This window comes from Saccharothrix espanaensis DSM 44229 (assembly GCF_000328705.1).
Classification (GTDB): Bacteria; Actinomycetota; Actinomycetes; order Mycobacteriales; family Pseudonocardiaceae; genus Actinosynnema; species Actinosynnema espanaense.
This window is the reverse complement of sequence record NC_019673.1, coordinates 3,793,080-3,811,728: the sequence shown is the minus strand read 5'-3', so window position 1 is coordinate 3,811,728 and position 18,649 is coordinate 3,793,080. Positions and strand designations below refer to the sequence as shown.

General features: G+C 73.5%; 16 protein-coding genes. 6 read left to right on the top strand and 10 right to left on the bottom strand.

What is annotated here, in order from left to right; genetic code table 11:
* Positions 1-52: 52 nt before the first annotated feature.
* A complete protein-coding gene (locus tag BN6_RS17050) occupies positions 53-2,386 on the bottom strand; it encodes an ATP-binding protein (RefSeq protein ID WP_051075615.1) in 2,334 nt (777 codons plus the stop codon).
* 175 nt (positions 2,387-2,561) lie between these two features.
* Between BN6_RS17050 and BN6_RS17045 the strand changes: the two genes are divergently transcribed.
* Complete coding sequence (locus BN6_RS17045) at positions 2,562-3,542, top strand: alpha/beta hydrolase (protein WP_051075614.1); 981 nt, start codon at positions 2,562-2,564, stop codon at positions 3,540-3,542.
* Positions 3,543-3,618: 76 nt separating this feature from the next.
* Here BN6_RS17045 and BN6_RS17040 read toward each other — a convergent pair whose 3' ends face one another.
* Positions 3,619-4,824 carry a cytochrome P450 gene (locus BN6_RS17040; protein WP_041313016.1) on the bottom strand — a complete coding sequence of 402 codons (1,206 nt, stop codon included), beginning with the start codon at positions 4,822-4,824 and terminating at the stop codon, positions 3,619-3,621.
* A 226-nt stretch (positions 4,825-5,050) separates the two neighbouring features.
* On the opposite strand from BN6_RS17040, the gene cobF reads away from it, so the two are divergent.
* Both cobF and BN6_RS17030 read left to right on the top strand, forming a co-directional pair.
* Positions 5,051-5,815: a precorrin-6A synthase (deacetylating) gene (cobF, locus tag BN6_RS17035; protein WP_015100925.1), complete on the top strand. Its 765-nt coding sequence runs from the start codon at positions 5,051-5,053 to the stop codon at positions 5,813-5,815.
* A gap of 129 nt (positions 5,816-5,944) precedes the next feature.
* Positions 5,945-7,120, top strand: coding sequence for a serine hydrolase domain-containing protein (locus BN6_RS17030; protein ID WP_041313013.1), 1,176 nt, complete (start codon positions 5,945-5,947; stop codon positions 7,118-7,120).
* An 80-nt stretch (positions 7,121-7,200) separates the two neighbouring features.
* Here BN6_RS17030 and BN6_RS17025 read toward each other — a convergent pair whose 3' ends face one another.
* The 6 genes from BN6_RS17025 to BN6_RS17000 all read right to left on the bottom strand — a co-directional run bounded on the left by BN6_RS17025 (position 7,201) and on the right by BN6_RS17000 (position 12,608).
* Positions 7,201-7,548, bottom strand: a complete 348-nt coding sequence (locus BN6_RS17025) for a transcriptional regulator (protein ID WP_173430492.1) — start codon at positions 7,546-7,548, stop codon at positions 7,201-7,203.
* The gene (locus BN6_RS17020) at positions 7,518-8,495 is read right to left on the bottom strand and encodes a hypothetical protein (RefSeq protein ID WP_015100922.1); all 978 of its coding nucleotides are present in this window, start codon (positions 8,493-8,495) and stop codon (positions 7,518-7,520) included. Before BN6_RS17020 ends, BN6_RS17025 begins: the two co-directional genes overlap by 31 nt.
* Before the next feature lie 83 nt (positions 8,496-8,578).
* On the bottom strand, positions 8,579-9,796 hold the full coding sequence (locus BN6_RS17015) for an acyl-CoA dehydrogenase family protein (RefSeq protein ID WP_015100921.1): 1,218 nt from the start codon (positions 9,794-9,796) through the stop codon (positions 8,579-8,581).
* A complete protein-coding gene (gene sfnG, locus BN6_RS17010) occupies positions 9,793-10,923 on the bottom strand; it encodes a dimethylsulfone monooxygenase SfnG (protein WP_015100920.1) in 1,131 nt (376 codons plus the stop codon). Before sfnG ends, BN6_RS17015 begins: the two co-directional genes overlap by 4 nt.
* Positions 10,924-11,185: 262 nt before the next feature.
* Positions 11,186-11,602 (bottom strand): nitroreductase/quinone reductase family protein, encoded by a 417-nt coding sequence (locus BN6_RS17005; protein ID WP_015100919.1) that lies wholly within the window; start codon positions 11,600-11,602, stop codon positions 11,186-11,188.
* 121 nt (positions 11,603-11,723) lie between these two features.
* Positions 11,724-12,608 carry a LysR family transcriptional regulator gene (locus tag BN6_RS17000; RefSeq protein ID WP_041313006.1) on the bottom strand — a complete coding sequence of 295 codons (885 nt, stop codon included), beginning with the start codon at positions 12,606-12,608 and terminating at the stop codon, positions 11,724-11,726.
* A 119-nt stretch (positions 12,609-12,727) separates the two neighbouring features.
* Between BN6_RS17000 and BN6_RS16995 the strand changes: the two genes are divergently transcribed.
* Positions 12,728-14,098, top strand: a complete 1,371-nt coding sequence (locus BN6_RS16995) for an MFS transporter (RefSeq protein WP_015100917.1) — start codon at positions 12,728-12,730, stop codon at positions 14,096-14,098.
* 6 nt (positions 14,099-14,104) lie between these two features.
* On the opposite strand, the gene BN6_RS16990 is transcribed toward BN6_RS16995, so the two are convergent.
* Positions 14,105-15,358, bottom strand: coding sequence for a cyclase family protein (locus BN6_RS16990; protein ID WP_015100916.1), 1,254 nt, complete (start codon positions 15,356-15,358; stop codon positions 14,105-14,107).
* Positions 15,359-15,518: 160 nt separating this feature from the next.
* On the opposite strand from BN6_RS16990, the gene BN6_RS16985 reads away from it, so the two are divergent.
* Together BN6_RS16985 and BN6_RS16980 are read left to right on the top strand one after the other, a co-directional pair.
* Entirely contained in the window at positions 15,519-16,700 is a 1,182-nt protein-coding gene (locus BN6_RS16985) for a 4-hydroxybenzoate 3-monooxygenase (protein ID WP_015100915.1), read from the top strand.
* Positions 16,701-16,855: 155 nt separating this feature from the next.
* A complete protein-coding gene (locus BN6_RS16980; RefSeq protein ID WP_015100914.1) occupies positions 16,856-17,191 on the top strand; it encodes a hypothetical protein in 336 nt (111 codons plus the stop codon).
* 321 nt (positions 17,192-17,512) lie between these two features.
* Here BN6_RS16980 and BN6_RS16970 read toward each other — a convergent pair whose 3' ends face one another.
* A complete protein-coding gene (locus BN6_RS16970; RefSeq protein WP_015100912.1) occupies positions 17,513-18,610 on the bottom strand; it encodes a calcium:proton antiporter in 1,098 nt (365 codons plus the stop codon).
* Between the last annotated feature and the right edge of the window lie 39 nt (positions 18,611-18,649).

Below are 18,649 nucleotides of genomic sequence, written 5' to 3'. Positions count from 1 at the left end.
CTGTGGTCGGTCACCCCGCAGTAGATCAGACGGCACCGACAACGCCGGGCGGTCAGCCCCCCGTCCGGCCGGACAGGAACGCGTCGACCCGGTCGCCGTCGGGCAGGCCGAGTTGCCGGTAGACCGCCAGCGCCTCGCGCCACGGCCCGACCGCGCGGTCCGCGCACCCCAGCCCCTCCAGCGCGCGGGCCTCCTCGTACCGGTCGCCGATCGCCCGCGCCGCCGCGAGCGCGTCGACGTGGCACGACCGGGCCAGGTCCGGCTCGCCGGCGGCCAGGTGCGCCGCGCCCAGGTTGTTGAGCACCTCGATCTCGATGCCGCGCGCGCCGATCCGCCGGGCCAGCTCCAGCGCCCGCCCGAACAGCTCCAGCGCCTCGTGCGCCCGCCCGCCGAGCCGGTGCAGCTCCGCCAGGTTGCCCAGGGCGCGGGCGGTGCCGCCGGGGTCGGCGAACAGGTCCAGCGCCTCGTGCAGCACGGTCGACGCCTGGTCGAGGTCGCCCAGCCGGGTGTAGACCACGCCGAGGTTGGTCAGCACGACCGCGCGTCCGTGCGCGAACCCGAGCCCGTCGGCGAGCGCGAGCGCCTCGCGGTAGTGCGCCAGCGCCTCCCCGTACCGGCCCAGCCGCTCGTAGAGGTTGCCCAGGTTGTTCAGCGCGCCGGCCTGCCCGAGGTCGTCGCCCGCCCGCCGGCACACGTCGAGGGCCAGCCGGTGGTGGCGCATCGCGTCCTGGTGCAGCCCGAGGCGCAGGTAGGCCACGCCCAGGTGGTAGAGCGCAGCGCCCTCCGCGGACCGGTCGCCCGCCGCCCGCGCCGCGTCCCGCACGTGGCCGAGCACCACCAGGGCGTCGGTGTGCCGGCCGCCCTGGTCGAGGTGGCGTTGCAGGGCCTCGGCCAACCGGGACGTCTCGGCCGCCCACCCCCGCCGGGCGGTGAACGCGACCAGCGCCAGCAGGGACTGCCACTCGGCGTCGACCCACCCCCGGGCCTCGGCGACCGACAGCGGGGAGGACGCCGTCGCGCCGGGGTGCAGGGCGTCCATGGCGTGCCCGGCCGTCACGGTGAAGTGGTCGACCAGCCGGCGCAGGGCGTCGTCCAGGTCGTCGGCGGGCTGTTCCCGGGCGTAGGCGCGGACCAGGTCGTGCATGTCGAACCGGTCGGTGCCGGTCGTCGTGGCGGAGCGCTGGATGAGGTGCGCGCGGACCAGCACGTCGAGCCGGCGGGCGGCCGTCCTCGGGTCCACGCCGAGCAGGGCGGCGGCCGCGGCGGTGCCGATGTCGTGCGCCGGGTGCGCGCCCAGCAGCCGGAAGTCCCGCCCGGCCTCGTCGGTCAGGTGCCGCAGCGACCACGAGAACACCGTGCGCACGGCGGTGTCGGGATCCCCGACGTCGAGCAGGTCGAGACCCTGCACCGCCAGGTCGTCCACGAGGTCGGCGAGGTGCGCGCCCGAGTACGCACCGGACCGGCTGTGGGCGAGGGCCGCGACGATCCGCAGCGCCAGCGGCAGGCCGCCGCAGCGCTCGGCGAGTTCGAGGGCGGCGCCGGACCCGTCGACGTGCCCGCCCAGGTGCGCGCGCAGCAGGTCCAGCCCCTCGTCGGCGGACAGCGGGCGCAGGTCCACCCGCCGCGCACCGGGCCGGACCTGCAGGCCGGCCAGGTCGGTGCGGCTGGTGACCAGGACGAAGCACAGCGGCTCGCCGGGCAGCAGCGGGCGGACCTGGTTGACGTCCAGCGCGTTGTCCAGCACGACCAGCACCCGCTTGCGGGCCAGCAGGCTGCGCAGCCGGGCGGCCCGCTCGTGGGCGTCCGCCGGGATGTCCGGGCCGTCGAGGCCCAGGCTGCGCAGGAAGCCCGCGAGCACCTCGGCCGGGTCGAGCGGCTGCACCGGCGAGTACCCGTGCAGGTCGGCGTACAGGCAGCCGTCCGGGAACCCGGCCACCACCCGGTGCCCCCAGTGCACGGCCAGGGCGGTCTTGCCGACGCCCGCCGGCCCGGCCAGCACCGCGATCGACGTGCCCGCCGCCCGCGCCTGGTCCAGCGCGGCCAGCTCACCGCCCCGGCCGACGAACCCGACCGGGTCGGCGGGCAGTTCGGCGGGCACCGGCACGGCCTTGCGGACGGGCGTCCCGCGCGGGCGCTGGAGGGCGTCGCGGAGGGTGGCCAGCCGGCGGTGCTCGTCGGCGGGCACCCCGAGTTCGGCCAGCAGGTCGTCCAACGCCCCGCTGGAGGGCAGGGTGGTCCCGGCCAGGTAGGCGTAGAGGGTGCTCTGCGAGATCCGCAGCCGCTTGGCGAGGCCCGCGACCTTCACCTGGCCGCGCGGACCGCGCCGCAGCCAGTGCTTCAACTCCCGGCCGAGGTCGGCGGCAGTGCCGGCGGGGTCCTCGGGCATTCCAGGATTTCCAGACTTCTCCAGCGGTGGCGGTTCTGACACTCCACACATGATGCGCTACTGCCCGTACACGAGGCTACTGGGGAGTAAGCCGATGCCGTTCGCACGCACCAGGCCTTTCGCCCCCTGGAGTCGCCCGGCCCCTCGCGGCCGCCGACCTAGCGGAGGACATCCTGTGAAACGTTCCACCCACCGTCGACGCGCGTTCACGCTGGTGCTCGCGCTCTTGGCGACCCTGCTCACCACCGCGGTCGCCACGACCGGGACCGCCGCCGCGCTGCCGGGGTTCAGCTCCGGGCACGGCATCGAGGTCCGCAACGTCATGCAGACCACACCGCGCACCTACGTGGTCAACATCCACACCAACTCGGTGGACACCCGGGCCCTGGCGTGGACCTACCACGACGTGATCATCACGCTGCCGTCGGACTACAACCCGAACGTCGCCTACCCGGTGCTCTACCTCTACCACGGGCGGGCGCAGAGCCCCGGCGCGTGGCACCGCGAGGCGAACATCGAGGAGGTCACCCACGGGTACCCGATCATCACCGTCGCCGCCGAGGCCGGCTGGGCGGGCTGGGGCACGAACTGGGTCAACCAGTCGGCGGGCGCGCAGCAGTGGGACCGGTTCCACCTCGACGAGCTGATCCCGTGGGTGGACCAGAACCTCAACACCATCCAGGCCCGCGAGGGCCGCGCGATCGCGGGCTTCTCGATGGGCGGCTTCGTCGCGATCCGGCACGCCACGCACCGCCCCTGGCTGTTCCGGATGGCGATCGGCATGTCCGGCGGCTACAACCTGGAAGACCAGCGGATGCGCACCGCCGTGACCGCTCCCCTGGTGCAGAAGGGACTCCCGCTCGACGGGCCGTACGGCGCGCCGTGGGACGGGTCGTGGGGCTTCAACAACCCGTGGCACCGGGTGGGCGGCCTGAGCGGCGTGCACACCGTGCTGTACGCGGGCACCCGGCACGACGACCCGCTGGAGCAGCAGGCGCACCGGCTGACCTACGAGTTCCACCAGCACCTGCTGGCCAACGGGATCTCCAACAGCTGGATGGTCGAGTACGACTGCGGCCACTGGATCGACTGCGTGGCGCGCAACGGCATCGGCCGTGAGCTGCCCGTGATGATGGACGTGCTCTGGCACCCGTGACGACGTCCCCCGCCCGGCGGCCCGCACGCGGTCGCCGGGCGGGGCCCGGTCACCGGTCGACCGGCGGCCGCCCGGCTCAGGCCGGGGTGAACTCGACCTGGAGCTCGGCCGGGCCGCGCATGAAGATCCCGCGTTCCTCCGCCCGGGAACCCGGCGCCAAGCGGGCGTCGGGCATCGCGTCGAGCAGGTGGCCCACCGCCACCTCGACCTCCGCCTTCGCCAGCAGCGCGCCGACGCAGAAGTGCCGCCCCAGCGCGAAGGACAGGTGGCGGGCGGCGGCGGAGAACGCGCGGTCGACGGCGAGGTCGGCGCGGAACAGGTCGAACTCGTCGGGGCGGGCGTAGCGCGCGCCGTCCCGGTTGGCCGAGGCGAGCAGGAACGTCACCGTCGCGCCCGCCGGGATCACGCCGCCGGCCAGTTCCACCTCGGCGGCGGTCTGCCGCATGACCATGTGCGCCGGCGGCGTGTACCGCAGCGACTCGGCGAACGCCCGCTCCACCAGCGAGCGGTCCGCGCGCACCGCCGCCAGCTGCTCCGGGTGGTGCAGGAGGTTGCGCATCACCGACCCGACGGCCTTGTCCGTCGTCTCGCCGCCGGCGGTGAGCAGCAGCGAGCAGAACGACTTGACGTCCTCATCCGACATCCGGGTGCCCTCGACCTCCGCCTGGCACAACGCGGACAGCAGGTCGTCGCCCGGGTCGCGCCGCCGTCGCCGGACGATCGGGATCAGGTGGGCGGCGAACTCCTCGCGGGTGCGCAGTCCGTCCTCGGTCACCCGGGGATCGCCGGACAGGTTGCCCAGGAACGCGATCACCGACGTGTACCAGCGGTGGAACCGGTCGTGGTCAGCCTGGTCGAGGCCGAGCACGTCCACGATGACGTTGATCGGGAAGCGGGTGGCGAACTGCGAGATCAGCTCCACCCGGCCGGCGCGCCGGAACCCGTCGACGAGCACCCGCGCGTTGCGCTCGATGACCGGCCGGAACTTCTGCTCCAGCGACGTGCCCCGGAACGCGGGCGCGACCAGCGCGCGGCGCACCGCGTGCTCCCGACCGCCCATCTCCAGCATCGTGCGCCCGTGCACCGGGGCGACCTGCCACTCGTAGTTCTCGTTGGTGAACACCGGGTCCCGCAGGCCCCGTTCGACGTCCTCGCACCGCGACACGAGCCAGCTCCGCGTCGCCTCGTGGTAGAGCAGCGGGGCGCGTTCGCGCAGGACGCGGTAGGCGGAGTACGGGTCGGCGGCGAACTCCGGCGAGAGGATGTCCGGCAGCTCGGTCATCGCCCGAGTCTCGCAGCGGCGGAGACCGTCGGCACTGGCCCAGTCGGGTGTCGTGCGCCCACCGTCGGATGAACCCCGTCCCCGGAGGTGCGGCCGCGTCAGGTCGCCCACCTGCCCGGACGGCTCCCGGCGGACCCGCGTCCGCCCCGGCGCGCGGGCGTGATCCCGGTCGCCGCTTCCACTGTGGACGGCGGTCGCCGGGCGGGTGCGTGGGAGACTGCCACCCATGCGGACCATCCACCTCATCGGCATCGGCGCGGGAGACCCCGAGCACATCACCGTCCAGGCGGTCAACCGGCTCAACGAGGTCGACGTGTTCTTCCTGCTGGACAAGGGAGACGCCAAGAAGGACCTGGTGGACGCCCGGCTGGCGATCCTGGAGCGGTACGTCGCGCAGCCCCGCTACCGGGTGGTCCGCGCGGTGGACGCGGACCGCGACCGGACGCCGGCGAACTACCGGGAGACGGTGGCCGAGTGGCACGGGCGGCGGGCAGACCTGTACGAGGGGCTGTTCCGCGACGAACTCCGCGACGGCCAGGTCGGCGCGGTCCTGTGCTGGGGCGACCCGACGCTGTACGACAACACGATCGCGGTGATCGAGGACGTGCGCCGGCGCGGGCACGTCGAGTTCGACTACACGGTCGTGCCGGGGGTCAGCAGCGTGTCGGCGCTGGTGGCGGCGCACCGGATCAGCCTGAACCAGATCGGCGCCCCGGTGCTGGTCACCACCGGTCGCAGGCTGGCCGCCGACGGGTTCCCCGACGACGTGGACGACGTCGTGGTCATGCTCGACGCGCACTGCGCGTTCACCGGGCTGGACGACCCCGACCTGGACCTCTACTGGGGCGCGTACCTCGGCACGCCCGACGAGCTCATCGCGGCCGGGCCGCTGACCGAGGTCGCCAAGACCATCCCGCCGCTGCGCGAGCAGGCCCGCGAGCGCAAGGGCTGGATCATGGACACCTACCTCCTGCGCCGCCGGAAGCGGTGACCGCGCAGGGGTGACCGCCCGGTAGTGCCCGCACTACCGGAGGTGGGGCGTCCGCGAGATTTCGACCGCGCGCCGCCGTCCCTAGCGTTCTCGGCAAGGCAAGAGTGCCTTTACCGAGGAGGAACGTCCGTGGTTTCGAACAAGAGCCGGACCGGAGCCGCCGTGGTGGCCGGAGCGCTGCTCGCCGGTCTGGTCGGCACGGCAGCGGCCGGGTCCGCGCAGGCCGCGCCCGCCCGCGAACCGCTGCGCCAGGCCGTCGGCGAGCTGGTGACGACCGGGATCGCCGGCGTCCAGTTGCGCGTGCACGACCGCCGGGGCGGGTGGACCGGCAACGCGGGCGTGCGGGAGCTGGGCGAGTCGGCCGAGCCGTCGACCACCGGCCGGTTCCGCGCGGGCAGCACCACCAAGGCGTTCACCGCCACCGTCGTGCTGCAACTGGTGGGCGAGGGCAGGGTGGAGCTGGACGAGCCGGTCGCCCGGCACCTGCCCCGCTACGGCCTGGACCGGCGGATCACCGTGCGGATGCTGTTGCAGCACACCACCGGCCTGTTCAACTACACCGGCTCGCCCCGGGCGGACGGCACGATCGAGGCCGGCATCCCCCTGTTCGGCAAGCAGTGGGCCGGCGACCGGTTCCGCACCTACCGGTCCGACGAGCTGGTCCGGTTCGCGCTGACCAAGCCCGCGCTCTTCCCGCCCGGCGAGGAGTTCTCCTACTCCAACACCAACTACCTGCTGGCCGGGCTGCTGATCGAGAAGGTGACCGGCACGTCGTACGCGAGCCAGGTCGAGCGCCGGATCCTCAAGCCGCTGGGGCTGCGCGACACCAGCCTGCCCGGCACGCGGACGGAGATCCCCGGCCGCACCGCGCACGGCTACCACAGCTACCAGGACGGCGGCCGGCTGACCACGGTCGACGTGACCCGGCAGAACCCGTCGTGGGCCGGGCCCGCCGGCGAGATCATCTCCACCACGGCGGACCTCGACCGCTTCCTGGGGGCGCTGCTGGGCGGCCGACTGCTGCCGCCGCGCCTGCTCGCCGAGATGCGCACCACCCGGACGACCTCGGGCAACGACGGCTACGGCCTCGGGCTGGAGGTGCACGAGTTCGCGCCGGGCTGCTTCGGCGTCGGGCACACCGGCGGCGTGCAGGGCTTCACCACCTACATGTACAGCACGCTGGACGGCGCGAAGCGCGTCGCGATGTCGGAGAACCACGGCCGCTACGACTTCGTCGACCCGACCGCGAACCAGAAGATCCGGGACGCCGAGTACAAGGTCGTCGCGGCTGCCCTGTGCGGTTGACCCTGCGCGGTTGACACCGTGCGATTGACACCGTGCGGGTGAGGTAGCAGGTGACGGGCGGGGGCGGTTCCCCCGCCCGCTCAGCCCGCCGGGCTCTCCTCGTGCCGGGTGAGCAGCGCGCGCAGGGCGGCCATCTCGTTGGTCAGCGCGGTGCGGCCCACGCCGGTGATGCGGACCCACGTCTTGGGCCGGCGGCCGTCGTAGCCCTTGTCCACCTGGACCAGGCCCGACTCCTCCAGCACGGTGATGTGCCGGGACAGGTTGCCCGCCGTCAGGTCCAGGGTGGACCGGAGGTAGCCGAACTCGACCCGCTCGGCCTCGGCCGCGATGGTCAGGATGCCGAGCCGGTGGCGCTGGTGGACGACGTCGTCCAGCCCGGTGGTCGGGTGCTGCTCGCTCACCCGGTCCGCCCGGACCTGCTCGTCCACCACTGCCCGACCAGCGCCACCACTCCCCCGATGATCAGCACCGCCCCGGGCAGCACCACGTCCTTGCCGTTGAACAGGAGGTTGGTGTCACGCGGACCGATCTCCCAGTTCAGGCGGTAGAAGATCGTACCCATGTAGGAGATGTTCGCCAGCAGGGTGACACCGGTGAACGCGACGGCGACCACCGTGCACCACGCGCTGCGCTCCAGCACCGCCAGGGTGAGCAGGCCGATGGCGATCAGCATCAGGCCGCCGGTCTTGTCGATGGTGGCCGCGGCGAGGGTCGCGACGACGAGCACGGTGAACGCCACCGCGACCCCGCCCAGCACGCGCCGCCGCCGCGACGGGGCGCGGTCGGCCTTCGACAGCCGCATCGCGACCAGCACCGCGCCGAGCGAGAGCAGCACGAGCGCCACGCTGCCGAACCGCTGCTCCCAGTGGCTGAGCCGGATCGACCGGCCGGTCACCGCGCTGATCAGCGGCACCAGCAGCAGCACCGCCAGCCCGTACAGCGTGACCTGGGCGTAGGCCCGGGTCGACGTCTCCACGCCGACCCGGGCGGCCCGCCACCGGTACCACCAGACGGTGGCCAGGAAGCCCAGGACCAGGACGCCCAGCCAGTAGAGCCCGAGCGCGAGGGGGTGGGCGATCCCCCCGATGAACCCACTGTTGAACACCGCCAGCGGGTCGACCCGGCCGAACCCCGGCACCTCGAACGCGGTGTCGGGCGGCTGGTCCGAGCAACTGCTGACCCGCCCGTCCGGGTGGTGGTCGCAGCGCCTGGTCGGCGAGTTCTCCCAGTCGAACTGCCGCATCAACGGGATCGCGCCGAGCGTGAGCAGCCCGAACACCAGCAGCGGGAACCAGTAGCCCCGCCGTTCCCGCCTGGTCCGTTTGCGCAGGCTGCTCATCTCGTCGAGCAGACCGGCGGTCCCCGCGTCGGACATCGTGCACTCCCCCATGGCCTCTGTGGTGCAGACAGGTTTGCATCACAAACCTGGCGAGGTCAAGGGGCCCGGTCAGCGCCGGGTCACGTGTACCAGGTGGGCGCCGGGATCTCGCCCAGCAACGCGTACCGGCCGATCTCGGCGCGCTTGTGCGGCACCGGGTCGTGCAGGCTGTGCGTGCGGATGTTGCGCCAGAAGATGTCCAGCCCGACGTGGTTCGCGGTCGCCCGCGCCCCGGTCACCTCGAAGATCCGGGTGCCGATCTCCAGCCCGGTCTCGATCGCCCGCTCCTTGGCCGCCGCGATGACCACCGCCGCCTCGCCGCGCTCCCGCTCGGTGACCTCGTCCGGGTGGGCGTTGATCGCCTCGATCAGCCCGGCGGCGCGCTCGGCGAGCGCTTCCGCCGCCCACAGCTTGGCCTGGAGACCGCCGTAGGTCTCCAGGACGTGGAACTCCTCGACGGCGGCGCCCTTCACGTCCACCGCGTACGGCCAGGGCCGGGTGGTGTCACGGGTGTAGGCGGCGGCCACGGCGAGCGCGCCCTTGGCGATGCCCAGGTAGAAGTTGGTGAACACCAACTGGATCAGCGGCACGTTGAGCGTGTTGTAGACCTTCGGGGTGAACTCCTTGTCCACGTACCCGGCCGCCTGCGCCCACGGCACGCGCACGCCCTCGACCCGCACGCCGCCGCTCTCGGTGAGCCGCTGACCGAGGTTGTCCCAGTCGTTCTCGAACACGATCCCGTCCTGCTGCGAGGGCACGATCGCGAAGATGTGCTTCTCGGTGCCCTCCAGCACGCCTTCCAGCACGGTCACGTCGGAGACCTTGCCGCCGGTGGAGAACGACTTGCGGCCGTTGTACACCAGGTCGTCGCCGTCCTCGACGATCAGCAGGTCGTCGTCGCGCGGGTTCACCGCGCCGCCGAAGAACCACCGGTCACGGGTGGCCTGCTCCTCCACGGCGGCGATCTGCTCCGGCGTGGCGACCAGCCGGGCGGCCCAGAACCACAGGTAGTGGTAGCCGATGAGCTGGCCGACCGAGCCGTCCCCGGTGGCGACCTCGCGGATCACCCGGTAGGCGGTCGTCCAGTCCTGCCCGCCGCCGCCGTGCTCGACCGGGCCGAGCAGGGTGACCAGCCCGGAGTCCTTGAGCAGCGCGACTTCCGCGTGCGGGGTGGCCCCGGCGCGGTCGCGCTGCACGGCGTCGGTGGCCAGCAGCGTGGCCACCTCGCGGGCGCGGGTGATCCACTCGTCGGCGGTGGCGGGGGTCGTGGTCCAGGTGTGCTGGGCGGACGTGGTCACGGTCGGACTCCGATCGGCTCGGGGGTGGCGGCGGAGGCGTCGAGGGAGGCTTCGAGGTCGCGGACGACCGGCAGCACGTGCCGGCCGAAGTAGGCGACTTCCTCGTGGTAGTGCAGGAAACCCAGCAGGAGCAAGTCGACACCCCGGCGCTTGTACTCCACGATCCGGTGGGCGATCTGCTCGGGCGTGCCGATCAGCCGGGAGCGGAAGCCGTCGTTGTACTGCACCAGGTCGTCGAACGTCGAGTCGGCCCACATGCCCCTGCGGTCGCCGGTCGAGCCGCCGGCCTGCCGCACCGCGTCGCGGAACCCGTGCACCGCTGGGACGTCGGCCTTGGCGACGATCTCGCGCAGCGTCTCGCGGGCCTCGGCCTCGGTGTCGCGGGCGATCAGGAAACCGTTGAGCCCGAACCGGACCCGGCGACCGCCGGCGGCCGCGGTGACCTCCTCGACCTGCTCGGTGACGCCGTCGAAGTCCTTGCCGTTGCTGAAGTACCAGTCCGACACGCGGCCCGCCATGGCGCGCGCGGCGGTGGAGTTGCCGCCCTGGAAGATCTCCGGGTGGGCGCGGCCGGGCACGGCCAGGGGCTTGGGCTTGAGGTCGAAGCCGCGCAGCCGGTAGAAGTCGCCGGCGAACTCGGCGGGCTCGTCGGTCCAGCTCGCCCGCAGCACCCGGATGAACTCCTCGGAGCGGCGGTACCGCTCGTCGTGCTCCAGCCACGGCTCGCCCAGGGCGGTGAACTCGCCCTTGAACCACCCGCTGACGACGTTGACCGCCGCGCGCCCGCCGGAGATGTGGTCGGCGGTGGCGATGAACTTCGCCAGCACGGCCGGGTGCCACAGCCCCGGGTGCACGGCGGCGATCACCTTGAGCCGCTGGGTGGCCAGCAGCAGGGCGAGGCTGAAACTGGTGGATTCGTGCTGGTAGGCGGCACCGTAGCTGGCCAGGTAGCGAACTTGGCTCAGGGCGTAGTCGAAGCCGTTGTCCTCGGCGAGCACGGCCAGCTCGCGGTTGTAGTCGTAGGACCAGTCGGTCCGCTGCTCGATGTCGCTGACGACGAGACCACCGCTGACGTTGGGCACCCAGTAGGCGAACTTCAGCGGCTCCCGCTCCCGGTGTTCGGGCACGGTGGGACTCCAGAGGAGGTCGACGAACGTGGCACTGTCCGGAGTGGACAGAGCGTGGACGGGGTTGCGGCCTATCGGGGGCAACAGCGCTGAGCGGCCACGCGGACGAAGTCCACGTGCCGGCGCCTGGTCAACACGGTCGTTCGCGGCACGTCAGTCACTCCAACAGGACCACACCGCCGGGTCAACACGGAGTAGCCGGGTTCTCACAGGGTGAACACGGCTCGACACGGTCCGTCACACTGGGGTGTTTCGGCGGTGGTCAGCGGGGTTCGAAGACCACGATCGGGATCACCCGCTCCAGCGCCTCCTCGAAGGCGGCGAACCGGGAGGGCGCGGCGCGGAAGTGCGCCGCCAGCTCCTCGCGCTCGGCACCCTCGGCGATCCGGGCGCGCACCCGGTGCGCCTCGGTGCCGATCTCCACCGAGACCTCCGGGTCGGCCAGCAGGTTGTGGTACCAGGCGGGGTTCGCCGGGAGCCCGCCGTTGCCCGCCGCGACCACCCACCGCTCGCCGACGGTGCGGAAGGTCAGCGGCGTGACCCGCTCGACGCCCGACCGCGCGCCGGTGTGGTGCAGCAGGAGCAGGGTCCGCCCGGCGTGCCGACCACCCACCACTCCCCCGCCGACCCGGAACTCCTCGACCACCCGCCGGTCCCGCTCCCGGTCCTCGTCACCCATGGTTGCCTCCCCGCCGGTACCGGTACCCGCGAAATCCTGACACGCCCCGGAGGCGGGCCGGGCCGCGCGGGCGGCGTTCCCGGCCGGCCGCACCGGACCCGGTCGGACGAGGCGGTCACGATCACCGGGTCGCCTCCCGCACCAGTTCGCGCAGCCACCGGTGCGCCGGGTCGGCGTCGAACCGGGCGTGCCAGAGCAGCGACACCGTCACCTCGGGCGCGGGGAACGGCAGCTCGAACCGGTGCATCCCGGCGCGCAGGACCTCGGTGTAGCGCGCCGGGACGGTGGCCACCAGGTCCGACGCGCGGGCCAGCGCCAGCGCCGCGCCGAACCCCTCCACGACCGTCACGACGTCCCGTCGCCCGCCGGACCCGAAAGCCAGGTCCACCAGGCCCTCGGTGAGCCCGCGCCGCGAGACGTGCACGTGCCGTGCCGCCGCGTACCGGGCGGCGGTCACCTCTGCGGTGCTCAACGGGTGCTCACCGCGCACCACCCCGATGAACCGGTCGGTGAACAGGGGCGTGCTCACCACGTCGGGCAGCGGGGGCTGATCGAGGACGCCGGTGTCCAGGTCGACCCCGTCGGCGCGCAACGACCCCGAGGGCTTCGCGGCCTTCTGGAGGAACCGCAGCCGCACGCCGGGTGCCGCCGCGCCGACCTCCGCGACCAGGCCGGGCCCGAAGCGCTCCACGAACCCGTCGCTCGCGCGCAGCGAGAACGTCCGCTCCAGCGTCGCCAGGTCCAGCCGGGCAGCGGGCCGCAGCACCTCCTCGGCTTCCACGACCAGGCCGCGCACCCGCTCGCGCAACTCCAGGGCGCGCGGGGTCGGCACCAGCCCGCGACCCGCCCGCACCAGCAGCGGGTCACCGGTCGCCCGGCGCAGGCGGGCCAGCGCGCGGCTCATCGCCGACGGGCTGAGCGCGAGCCGTTCACCGGCCCGCGTGACGCTGCCCTCTTCGAGCAGCACGTCGAGCGTGGCCAGCAGGTTCAGGTCGGGTCGGGCCATGCGCCCCAGGCTGCCACACCTGGCGTTCGGTGCACATGTTGCTTGCGATATTTGCGCCTTCCGCCAGGTCGGGAACGGACTTAGCGTCGAGGCGCGCCCCCGAAACACCTGGAGTCCCCATGACGTCGATCGCCCCCGGCAAGACCCGGAGTTGGGCCCCGGCCGCACTGTCGCTGTGCACGGTGCTGCCGTCGCTGGGCACCAGCATCGCCAACGTCGCCCTGCCCGACATCGCCACCGCGCTGGACGCGTCGTTCGACCAGGTCCAGTGGGTGGTGATCGCCTACGTGCTGGCCGTCACGACGGTGGTCGTCGGCGCGGGCCGGCTCGGCGACCTGGTCGGCCGCCGCCGGCTGCTGCTCGCCGGCACGGCGGTGTTCACGCTGGCCACGCTGCTGTGCGGGCTCGCCCCGGACCTGCCGCTGCTGGTCGCCGCGCGGGCGGTGCAGGGGATCGGCGCGGCGGCCATGATGGCGCTGACCATGGCCCTGGTCGGCGAGACCGTCGCGCCGGACCGCACCGGCCGGGTGATGGGCCTGCTCGGGACGATGTCCGCGATCGGCACCGCGCTCGGCCCCACCCTCGGCGGCGTCCTGGTCGCGGGCTTCGGCTGGCGGGCGATCTTCCTGGTCGGCGTGCCGCTCGGGGTCGTCGCGCTGGTGCTGGTCGTCCGGGCGGTGCCCGCCTCCGCACCGGCCGCCGGGCCCCGCCGGTTCGACACGGCGGGCACGGCGCTGCTGGCCGTCACCCTCGGCGCGTACGCCCTGGCGATGACGGTCGACGGCGGGCTGGTCGCGCTGGTCGTCGCCGCGGTCGGTCTCGTGCTGTTCGTCGTGGTCGAGCGCCGGGTCCCGGTGCCCCTGCTGTCCTTGTCGCTGCTGCGCGACCCGGCGCTCGCCGCGAGCCTGACCACCAGCGCCCTGGTCTCGACGGTCATGATGACCACGCTCGTCGTCGGACCGTTCCACCTGGCGCGGGCGCTCGGCCTGGCCCCGGTGCTGGTGGGCCTGGTGATGTCCGCCGGGCCGGTGGTGGCCGCCCTCACCGGGATCCCGGCGGGCCGGGCCACCGACCGCTTCGGCACCGGGACGACGGTCGTCGTCGGGCTCGGCGGCGTGATCGCCGGCACCGCCGCGCTGGCCCTCACGCCCGCCTCCGCCGGTGTCCTGGGGTACGTGCTGCCGCTCGTCGTGGTCACCGCCGGCTACGCGTTGTTCCAGGCCGCCAACAACACCTCGGTCATGAAGGACGTCACCGCGGGCCGGCGCGGCCTGGTGTCGGGGATGCTGAACCTGTCCCGGAACCTGGGGTTGATCACCGGCGCGTCGGTGATGGGCGCGGTGTTCGCCGCCGTCGCCGGCGACGTCACCGCGGCCGGCGCGGCGGAGGTGACCCGGGCGACGCACTGGACGTTCGCGATCGCCTCGGTGGGTGTGGCGGTCGGCCTGGCCGTGGTCGTGTGGGTTCGGGTCCGGTCGCGCCGGCGGTGACCGGGGTCAGCGGCGTCGGGGTTGGCCCAGCGCGGCCGGCGGGGTGTTGCCGGCGGTCGCGCCCTCGGAGTACTGGGGCGTCACGATGAACACGAACTCGTGGACGCGGTCGGCCGCGAGCTCGTGCACCACGTAGGACTCGCCGATGCGGATGCCATGGCGCATCAGCAACTCCTGGTGCACCGGGAACGCGGTTCCGTCGTCGTTGACCGGGTTGCCCAGCACCTCCAGCGCCCACGTGTCACCGCCTACCAGCGCGGGCCGGTGCCGCGCCAGCCAGCGCGCCTCGCGCAGGTAGATGCCGGGCAGCCCGCGCGAGCCCTCCCAGCGGGCCAGGTCGGCCGGGTCGCGGCGGGCCAGCAGGTGGCTCCAGCCGGTGTGGAAGAGCACGGCGTCACCGGGTTCGATCCGGTCGACGCCGCCGAACTCCAGCGCGTCCCTGATGTCCTCCACGGTGATCCGGTAGTTCTCGCGCAGCAGCGGGCGGCCGTTGGCCGCCGGCTCCGCCAGGTCCGCCACCCGACCCCGGGCGAGCTTGACGCCCAGCACGTCGAGCAGCACGCCCCGGGTGACCACCGGTCCGACGTGCTCCGCGCCGAGCCGGGTGGTGCCGTGGCCACGCGCGATGTCCGGCCCGCGCAAGCCGTTGTAGAAGAACTCGGCCGCGCCGACGTGGTTCAGGTTGTCCGTCTGGGTGCCGATCTGGAACGTGGTGGCCAGCGGTTTCGGGCCCTTGGCCGAGAACTCCGCCTCGAAGCGCTCCTCGTGGACGCTGACCCGGTTGCGCCCCAGCGGGTCGAGCGACACCAGGATGCCGCCCTCCTCCTGGAAGCCGGGCGGCGGCGGGTAGCCCCAGATCGTGAGCCGCTGCTCGTAGGTGCGGCGCGGGTCGGTGCGGAACGCCGGGAAGCCGTTCCACAGCAACTCGCCGAGGTTGTAGGTCGTGACGTCACGGCGCGCCCGCAGCAGGCCCAGCGCCGCCGCGGTCTTGGCCGGGGTGACCTCGTTGAGCGCGCCGCGCTGGTCGTCGCGCCCGTACCGGCTGGGTGCCCAGTCGGCCAGGTTCGCCGGGTCGGCGTAGTCGAACGGCACGTCGTCCCACCGCCCGCCGGCGGGCTCGGCGGCGGGCTCGGCTCCGGCCGGTGCCGCTCCGACCAGGCCGGCGGCACTGGCGGCACCGACGGCACCGGCCAACCGGAGCACGTCACGGCGTCCCGCCCGGTGCCGGGCGAGGTAGTTGCGCAGCAGGTCCGGGTTCACGCGGGCGCTCCTTCGGCAGGATGGCTACCCACGACGACTACCGGGTGCGCGGCGGCTCGCGCAACGGAAGTCACCTCAACGCCGAGGACCGAAACGCGCGGGTGGACCGAGCCCGGCGGGCCTGGAGCGGCGGTGGGATCCGAACTCGGGAGGGGTGGCGGTGGACGGAGCACGCGAGAGGACGACCGTGGTGGTCGTGGGTGCCGGGGTCGCGGGACTGACCGTGGCGAACCTGGTGCATCGGAACGGAATCGGCTGCGTGGTGCTGGAACGGCACGACCGGGCGCACGTGGAAGGGCGGCAGCGGGCCGGGGTGATCGACCACGCCGCCGAACAGGTCTACCTCCGGGCCGGGCTGGACGACCTGTTGGCCGGCGCGCGCCGTTCCGGCACGCTGGAGTTCCGGGTCGACGGGGTGCCCCGGCGGTTCGACGCCGCCGCGCACGCGGACGGCCGGGTCGGGCGCCTGATCCCGCAGCAGCTGCTGGTGCGACGGCTGATCTCGACGTTCGTCGACGGCGGCGGCGACCTCCGGTTCGCGGCGCACGACGTGGCGCTGCATGACATCGACGGCGACCGGCCGCACGTCACCTACCGCGACGCGGACGGCGTGCCCCGCCGGCTGGACGCGGACTTCCTCGCCGGGTGCGACGGGTTCCACGGCGTGAGCCGGGCGAGCATCCCGCCGGACGCCCTCACCACCTACCGGCACGCCGACGAGGTCGGGTGGTTCACCGTGCTCACCGATTCGCCGCCGCCGGCGCTCCCGTTGCTCGCGCTGAGCCCGCACGGGTTCGCCGCGCACTTCGGTCGCGGGCCGGCGGCCGGCCGGTTCTACCTCCAGTGCCGGCCCGGCGAGGACCTGGCGGCGTGGACCGACGACCGGGTGTGGCGGCAGTTGCGGCTGCGACTGGCCGACGAGGACCTGGTGGCCGGTCCGATCGTGGCGAAGGCGGTGATCGACGCGCGCAGCTTCGTGGTCGACCCGATGGCGCACGGCAGGCTGTTCCTGGTCGGGGATGCCGCGCACATCGTGCCTCCCCTGGGCGGCAAGGGGATGAACCTGGCGATCGCGGACGCGGGCGTGCTGGCGCGGGCGCTGTCCGCCGCCGTGCACGACGACGACCCGGGCCCGCTGCGCGAGTACTCGGCGACCTGCCTGCGCCGGGTGTGGCACGACCAGGAGTTCTCGCGGTGGCTGGGCGAGGTGGTCTTCCACGGCTCGGACCCGGCCACCGCCGGGCCGTTCCGGTGGCGGCTCGCCCGCGCGCGGCTCGACCGGCTGTTCACCTCACCCGCCGCCGCGCGGGCGTTCGCGGAGTCGACGGCCGGCCCGACCTGATCGGCGATTTGTGGGGTGAACGACCGTCACGGGGCCCCGCCGCCCGCCCCTAACCTGCTCTCACCGGCGCTTCCGCAGGCCGGCGGGTCGGAGGGGACGACCCACCGAAAGTGGTTCCACAGGGGGAAGTTCCACCATCAGGGGAGGACTACGAGATGCGGTTCAACGACATCGGACGGCGGGCGGCGATCGTCGTCGCGGCCGGCACGGTCGCGACGGGTCTGCTGGGCGGCTCGGCCATGGCGGCGGGCGACCCGGCGGGTGAGGTCGAGGTGCTGGGCAACGCGCCGTCGTGCGTCAAGGTGTGGGTCACCAAGGGCAGGATCACCCAGACCGGGCACGCCCTGAACGACTGTGACAAGTCGCTCAACCTGAAGATCGTCTGGGCCAACGGTTCGGACGGCGAGTGCTCCACCGTTCCGGACGGGTGGGAGCTGACCAGTCAGGTGGCCAAGCTCCCGCGCCGGTTCGACGGCGCGAGCACCTGCTGACCACAGGGGGGACGACGGGCCGGTCTCCGCTGGGAGGCCGGCCCGTCGGCGCGTCCGAGGTCCTCGTGCTCGTCGCCTTCGTCGTCGAGCAGCCGGGAGGGAGGCGACAGCCCGGTCAGGGCGGCGCCGAGCCGGGTCGGCACCCGGTCGACACCGGACCCGCTCGAGCCCCGGCGCCTCGGCCACTTCCGCCTGGTGCCGCGCGCTGTCCGGCCGGATCTCCCGTCCGAGTCCGGCCGCACCGGCTCGACGTGGTCCGCCCGCGCGACGCCGAAGTCGACCACGTCGGCGGGCGGTAGGTGATCACCCGTCCGCGTGAGGTCAGGGGTTGATGGCGAGGAACAGGAACGCCGCGAGCAGCACCAGGTGGACGCTGCCCTGCATCCGGGTCGCCCGACCGGGCACCACGGTCAGGACGCTGACCAGGACGGTGAGCGCGAGCAGCACCATCTGGGTCGGCCCGAGGCCGAGCACCAGCGGGCCGTCCAGCCACACCGAGGCGAGCGCGATGGCCGGGATCGTCAAGCCGATGCTGGCCATCGCCGAGCCGTAGCCCAGGTTGAGGCTGATCTGGACCCGGTCGCGGCGGGCGGCGCGGCCGGCCGCGAGCGTCTCGGGCAGCAGGACCAGCAGCGCGATCACCACGCCCACGAACGACGGCGGGAACCCGGCCGCCTTCACCCCGGCCTCGATCGCCGGCGACTCGACCTTGGCCAGCCCCACCACGACCACGAGCGCGACCATCAGCAGCGCCAGGCTGATCCAGGTCTCCTTGGTCGACGGCGGCGACGCGTGCTCCTCGGCATCGGGCTCGCCGTCGGCGGTGACCGGGAGGAAGAAGTCGCGGTGGCGCACGGTCTGGGTCAGCACGAACGTCGCGTACAGGGCGATCGAGGCCACCGCCGCGAAGGCGAGCTGCGAGGTGGAGAACTCCGGTCCCGGCGTGCTGGCGGTGAAGGTCGGCAGCACCAGGCACAGCGTGGCCAGGGTCGCCACGGTGGCCAGCGCCGCGCCGCTGCCCTCCGGGTTGAACAGCGTCACGCCGTAGCGGAACGCGCCGACCAGCAGCGAGAGGCCGACGATGCCGTTGGTCGTGATCATGACCGCGGCGAACACCGTGTCGCGCGCCAGCGACGCCGTGTCCGGCCCGCCGGAGATCATCATCGTGACGATCAGCGCGACCTCGATCACCGTGACGGCGACCGCGAGCACCAGCGACCCGAACGGCTCGCCGACGCGGTGCGCGACGACCTCGGCGTGGTGCACGGCGGAGAGCACGGTGCCCGCGAGCACGATGGCGACGATGGTGACCAGGACCGCCCCGAGGTCCCGTCCCCAGGCCAGCGCCAGCACCACCGCACCCAACACCGGTACCACTTCGGTCCAGGACACCTGACGCAGGCGAGACACGGCGATCATGCCGCCAACCCTGACACCAACCGCTGGACCTCGCATGTC

Excerpts from the sequence above, each read along its gene's own strand:
- cobF (WP_015100925.1), top strand. The coding sequence starts at position 5,051 with ATGCGGACCATCCACCTCATCGGCATCGGCGCGGGAGACCCCGAGCAC.
- BN6_RS17005 (WP_015100919.1), bottom strand. The coding sequence starts at position 11,602 with ATGGGTGACGAGGACCGGGAGCGGGACCGGCGGGTGGTCGAGGAGTTC.
- BN6_RS17050 (WP_051075615.1), bottom strand. The coding sequence starts at position 2,386 with ATGCCCGAGGACCCCGCCGGCACTGCCGCCGACCTCGGCCGGGAGTTG.
- BN6_RS17040 (WP_041313016.1), bottom strand. The coding sequence starts at position 4,824 with ATGACCGAGCTGCCGGACATCCTCTCGCCGGAGTTCGCCGCCGACCCG.
- BN6_RS17000 (WP_041313006.1), bottom strand. The coding sequence starts at position 12,608 with ATGGCCCGACCCGACCTGAACCTGCTGGCCACGCTCGACGTGCTGCTC.
- BN6_RS16970 (WP_015100912.1), bottom strand. The coding sequence starts at position 18,610 with ATGATCGCCGTGTCTCGCCTGCGTCAGGTGTCCTGGACCGAAGTGGTA.
- BN6_RS16980 (WP_015100914.1), top strand. The coding sequence starts at position 16,856 with ATGCGGTTCAACGACATCGGACGGCGGGCGGCGATCGTCGTCGCGGCC.
- BN6_RS17020 (WP_015100922.1), bottom strand. The coding sequence starts at position 8,495 with ATGTCCGACGCGGGGACCGCCGGTCTGCTCGACGAGATGAGCAGCCTG.
- BN6_RS16995 (WP_015100917.1), top strand. The coding sequence starts at position 12,728 with ATGACGTCGATCGCCCCCGGCAAGACCCGGAGTTGGGCCCCGGCCGCA.